Consider the following 5265-nt stretch of genomic DNA (forward strand, 5'->3'; position numbering starts at 1 on the left):
TCGCAGCCGCGACGGGGGCGGTCCCGCTTCGTGCGCGTGCTGCGACCTTCGCCACACCGCCGCCCGTCCGGCGGGCGCCCCCGCCATCCCTTTCGTCCGAGTTCACGGTACGGGCGGTAGCCGCGGTGTCACACCCCGTCGCCCCCGCGCCGGGCCGTCCGCGCATCGGGTGCGGAGCCCGGCCGGGCCCGTGGAACCCTGGTAGGCGTTCCTCCGTCTGTGTCAGAGAACAGCGGGGGTCGCAGACAGGCCGGACGGGCCGCGGGAGCGGGCCGGGGACCGAGGAGAGCATGAGCGAGGACACGAGGGGCCGCGGCCGCCGCGCCGCGGGCAGCCGGCGCCGAAGGAAAGCGCCGAAGCGCCGCAAGGGCCTCACCGTCGTCGCGTGGACGGCCGCCGGCGTGGTGCTGCTGGGCGGCGCGGGCGTGGGTTACTTCTACTTCAAGTTCAACGGGAACCTGAAGACGGTCGACATCGACGCGGCGCTCGGCAAGGACCGCCCCCAGAACGTGGACAACGGCTCGATGGACATCCTCGTCCTCGGCTCGGACTCCCGCGGCGGGGCGAACGCCGAGTACGGCCGGGACGACGGCGGGTCCGCCCGCTCCGACACGGCGATGATCGTCCACCTCTACGAGGGCCACCACAAGGCCAGCGTCATATCGATCCCGCGCGACACCATGGTCAACCGTCCCGCCTGCCAGACGGCGAACGGGAAGACCGACCGGGGCAGCTCGCGCTCCCAGTTCAACGAGTCGTTCACCATCGGCGGGGCCGCCTGCGCGGTCAAGACCGTCGAGAAGATGTCGGGGATCCGCATGGACCACTACATCGAGGTCGACTTCACGGGCTTCAAGAAGATCATCGACAACCTCGGCGGCGTCGAGGTGACCACCACCAAGCCGATCAAGGACGGTTCCAGCCACCTCGACCTGCCGGCGGGCCCCAACAAGCTCAACGGCGAACAGGCCCTCGGCCTCGTCCGTACCCGCAAGAGCGTCGGCGACGGCAGCGACCTCGGCCGAATACAGCTGCAGCAGGCCTTCATGAAGGCGCTGATCAAGCAGGTCAAGGGGATCGGCGTCTTCGACAACCCCAAGCGGCTGCTCGACCTCGCCGACACCGGCACCAAGGCGCTCACCACCGACAAGCAGCTCGGCGACGTGAAGTCGCTCCTGGGCTTCGCCGAGAGCCTGCGCGGCATCGACACCCAGGGCCTCCAGATGATCACCATGCCGGTGACCGTGGACCCCCTCGACCACGACCGGGTCGCCCCGCTCGCCAAGGAGTCCAAGACGGTCTGGGACGCCCTGCTCGCGGACCAGCCGATCCCCGCCGACGCGACGGCCGACTCCATGGGCGACAAGGGCACCGCCGGCGGCATCGTCCAGCCGCAGTAGGAGCGGAAGGGCCCGGTCGCAGCATTCCCCCGGCCGGGTGGAATAGACGCCCGCCCCCTCCCGTTGTGGAGGGTGTCCTCAGAATTTTGACAGGCGGCCCGGTCCTGGCAGACTGGTCTGTCGGCCCCGGTTCACGCAGCGCGCAATTCGGCCCCTGCGACCCGGAGCCCTCCCGAATCTAGGAGACACCTTGAAGCGCGATGTTCACCCCGAGTACGTCGAGACCCAGGTCAGCTGCACCTGTGGCGCGTCGTTCACCACCCGTAGCACCCTGACCGACGGCACCATCCGTGCCGAGGTCTGCTCCGAGTGCCACCCGTTCTACACGGGCAAGCAGAAGATCCTCGACACCGGTGGCCGTGTGGCCCGCTTCGAGGCCCGCTTCGGCAAGGCTGCCGGCTCGAAGTAGCGAGCCTCCGGCGCCGGACCCCGGCTGCACCGCGTCACGCGCGGGCAGCCGGGCCCGGCGCCTTTCTCGTCCCGCAGCCCTTTCTTCACTTTCACCACAGGAGCCCCCGATGTTCGAGGCGGTCGAGGAACTGGTCGGCGAGCACGCCGACCTTGAGAAGAAGCTCGCCGACCCTTCGGTCCACTCGGATCAGGCCAACGCGCGCAAGCTCAGCAAGCGCTACGCGGAGCTGACCCCGATCGTGGCGACCTTCCGCGCCTGGAAGCAGTCCGCCGAGGACATCGAGACGGCCAAGGAGTTCGCGGCCGTCGACCCCGACTTCGCCGCCGAGGTCAAGGAACTGAGCGCCCAGCGCGAAGAGCTCACCGAGAAGCTCCGCCTGCTGCTCGTTCCGCGCGACCCCAGCGACGACAAGGACGTGCTCCTGGAGGTCAAGGCGGGCGCGGGCGGCGACGAGTCCGCCCTGTTCGCCGGCGACCTGCTGCGCATGTACCTGCGCTACGCCGAGCGCGTGGGCTGGAAGACCGAGATCATCGACGCCACCGAGTCCGAACTCGGCGGCTACAAGGACGTCCAGGTCTCCGTCCGCACCAAGGGCGGCAACGGCGCCACCGAGCCCGGCCAGGGCGTCTGGGCCCGCCTCAAGTACGAGGGCGGCGTGCACCGCGTCCAGCGGGTTCCGGCCACCGAGTCCCAGGGCCGCATCCACACCTCCGCCGCGGGCGTGCTCGTCACCCCGGAGGCCGAGGAGGTCGAGGTCGAGATCAACATGAACGACCTCCGCATCGACGTGTACCGCTCGTCGGGCCCCGGCGGCCAGTCCGTCAACACCACCGACTCGGCCGTGCGCATCACGCACATCCCGACCGGTGTGGTCGCCTCCTGCCAGAACGAGAAGAGCCAGCTCCAGAACAAGGAGCAGGCGATGCGCATCCTGCGGTCCAGGCTGCTGGCCGCGGCCCAGGAGGCGGCCGAGCAGGAGGCCTCCGACGTGCGCCGCAGCCAGGTGCGCTCCGTGGACCGTTCCGAGAAGATCCGCACGTACAACTACCCGGAAAACCGGATCTCGGACCACCGGACCGGCTTCAAGGCGTACAACTTGGACCAGGTGCTCGACGGAGACCTCGACGCGGTCATCCAGGCCTGCGTCGACACGGACTCCGCCGCCAAGCTCGCGGCCGCGCACTGAACCGGGGCCGCCCGACCGCGGCGCCTGCCTGACCCCCGCTCCACCCCCGTACGACAGCAGCCCGGAGGACCAGCGTGAACTTGCTGCTTGCCGAGGTGGCCCAGGCCACCCAGCGGCTGGCCGCCGCCGGCGTGCCCTCACCGCGCTTCGACGCGGAGGAGCTCGCGGCCTTCGTGCACGGCGTCAAGCGGGGGGAACTGCACAACGTCAAGGACACGGACTTCGACGCCCGCTACTGGGAGGCCGTCGCCCGCCGCGAGGCGCGCGAGCCGCTCCAGCACATCACCGGGCGCGCCTTCTTCCGGTACCTGGAGCTCCAGGTCGGGCCCGGGGTCTTCGTGCCCCGGCCCGAGACCGAGTCGGTCGTGGACTGGGCCATACACGCCGTCCGGGCCATGGACGTGGTCGAGCCGCTGATCGTGGACCTCTGCGCCGGCTCCGGCGCCATCGCGCTGGCCATGGCGCAGGAAGTGCCGCGCTCGCGCGTCCACGCGGTCGAGCTGTCCGAGGAAGCCCTGCGGTGGACCCGTAAGAACGCCGAGGGCTCCCGGGTCACCGTCCACCAGGGCGACGCGCTCAGCGCGCTGCCGGAGCTGGACGGCCAGGTCGACCTCGTCATCTCCAACCCGCCGTACATCCCGCTCACCGAGTGGGAGTACGTCGCCCCCGAGGCCCGCGACCACGACCCGGAGATGGCGTTGTTCTCCGGCGAGGACGGCCTGGACACCATCCGGGGCATCGAGCGCACCGCGCACCGGCTGCTGCGGCCCGGCGGCATCGTCGTCATCGAGCACGCCGACACGCAGGGCGGCCAGGTCCCGTGGATCTTCGCCGAGGAGCGGGGCTGGGCCGACGCCGCCGACCACCCCGACCTCAACAACCGCCCGCGCTTCGCGACCGCCCGCAAGGCCATGCCGTGATCCGCGCGACCCCACTCCTGGACGACGTCACCACCCCGCTGCTTGAGGAGGCCCGCTGATGGCCCGGCGATACGACTGCAACGATGCCACGGACCGCAAGACGGGCCTGCGTGAAGCCGCATCCGCAGTGCGCCGCGGCGAGCTCGTCGTGCTGCCCACCGACACGCTGTACGGGATCGGCGCGGACGCCTTCAGCGCGGAGGCGGTCGGTGACCTGCTCGCCGCCAAGGGGCGCGGCCGCAACATGCCCACCCCCGTCCTCATCGGCTCCCCGAACACCCTGCACGGCCTGGTCACGGACTTCTCCGAGCAGGCGTGGGAACTGGTCGACGCGTTCTGGCCGGGCGCCCTGACCATCGTCGCCAAGCACCAGCCCTCGCTGGCCTGGGACCTGGGGGAGACCCGCGGGACCGTCGCCGTACGCATGCCCCTGCACCCCGTGGCGATCGAGCTGCTGACCGAGGTCGGGCCGATGGCCGTGTCCTCGGCGAACCTGACCGGTCACCCGGCGCCGGAGGACTGCGACGCCGCCCGCGCGATGCTGGGCGACGCGGTGTCGGTGTACCTGGACGGCGGCCCCACCCCGGGGATCCAGCCGTCCTCGATCGTCGACGTAACGGGGAAGGTTCCCGTCCTGCTGCGCGAGGGGGCGCTGACCGCCGAGCAGCTGCGGGAGGTCGTACCCGACCTCGAGGTGGCCCCGTGAGCCCTCAGGGGCGTGGCATAGCAACGGGGCGTCTTCCGGCGGAGGCTGGTGGCGATGCCTTCCGCATACTCCACGTCAGCACCGGGAACGTGTGCCGCTCGCCGATCACCGAGCGGCTGACGCGGCACGCCCTGGCCCACCGGCTGGGCGGTCTCGTCAGCGGGGACCTCATCGTGGAGAGCGCCGGCACGTGGGGCCACGAGGGCGCCCCGATGGAGGCCAACGCGGCCGCCGTGCTGGCGGACTTCGGGGCCGACGCCTCCGGCTTCACGGGGCGGGAGCTGCTGGACGAGCACGTCATCCGGGCCGACCTGGTGCTGACGGCCACCCGGGACCACCGGGCGCAGGTCATCTCCATGGGCCACTCGGCGGGGCTGCGGACGTTCACGCTGAAGGAGTTCACCCGGCTGGTACGGGCGATAGACCCGGCCACGCTGCCGCCGCTGGACGACGGCATGGCGGAGCGCGCGCGGGCCCTGGTCCGGGCGGCCGCGGCGCTGCGCGGGTGGCTGTTGGCGCCGTCCGCCGACGCGGACGAGGTGTACGACCCGTACGGGGCGCCGATCACCTTCTTCCGCTCGATCGGCGACGAGATCAGCCAGGCGCTGGATCCCGTGGTCACGGCCCTGACGGGTGTGACG

Annotated in this window: 6 protein-coding genes; all 6 read left to right on the plus strand. The window is 71.3% G+C overall.

The window, feature by feature from the left end; translation table 11 throughout:
- Window positions 1–290 precede the first annotated feature (290 nt).
- Window positions 291–1400 (plus strand): LCP family protein, encoded by a 1110-nt coding sequence (locus tag ACWGH1_RS17885; RefSeq protein WP_453408812.1) that lies wholly within the window; start codon window positions 291–293, stop codon window positions 1398–1400.
- Window positions 1401–1590: 190 nt separating this feature from the next.
- Entirely contained in the window at window positions 1591–1809 is a 219-nt protein-coding gene (rpmE, locus tag ACWGH1_RS17890; protein ID WP_136215107.1) for a 50S ribosomal protein L31, read from the plus strand.
- A 109-nt stretch (window positions 1810–1918) separates the two neighbouring features.
- Window positions 1919–2998: a peptide chain release factor 1 gene (prfA, locus tag ACWGH1_RS17895; protein ID WP_453352023.1), complete on the plus strand. Its 1080-nt coding sequence runs from the start codon at window positions 1919–1921 to the stop codon at window positions 2996–2998.
- Window positions 2999–3072: 74 nt separating this feature from the next.
- The gene (prmC, locus tag ACWGH1_RS17900; RefSeq protein ID WP_453352022.1) at window positions 3073–3918 is read left to right on the plus strand and encodes a peptide chain release factor N(5)-glutamine methyltransferase; all 846 of its coding nucleotides are present in this window, start codon (window positions 3073–3075) and stop codon (window positions 3916–3918) included.
- A gap of 58 nt (window positions 3919–3976) precedes the next feature.
- Window positions 3977–4624, plus strand: a complete 648-nt coding sequence (locus ACWGH1_RS17905) for an L-threonylcarbamoyladenylate synthase (RefSeq protein ID WP_361128579.1) — start codon at window positions 3977–3979, stop codon at window positions 4622–4624.
- Window positions 4621–5265 (plus strand): arsenate reductase/protein-tyrosine-phosphatase family protein (locus tag ACWGH1_RS17910; RefSeq protein WP_453408813.1); only part of this gene is annotated, 645 nt, incomplete at its 3' end. The genes ACWGH1_RS17905 and ACWGH1_RS17910, both read left to right, overlap by 4 nt.

The sequence above is a fragment of the Streptomyces sp. NPDC054883 genome (assembly GCF_053610645.1).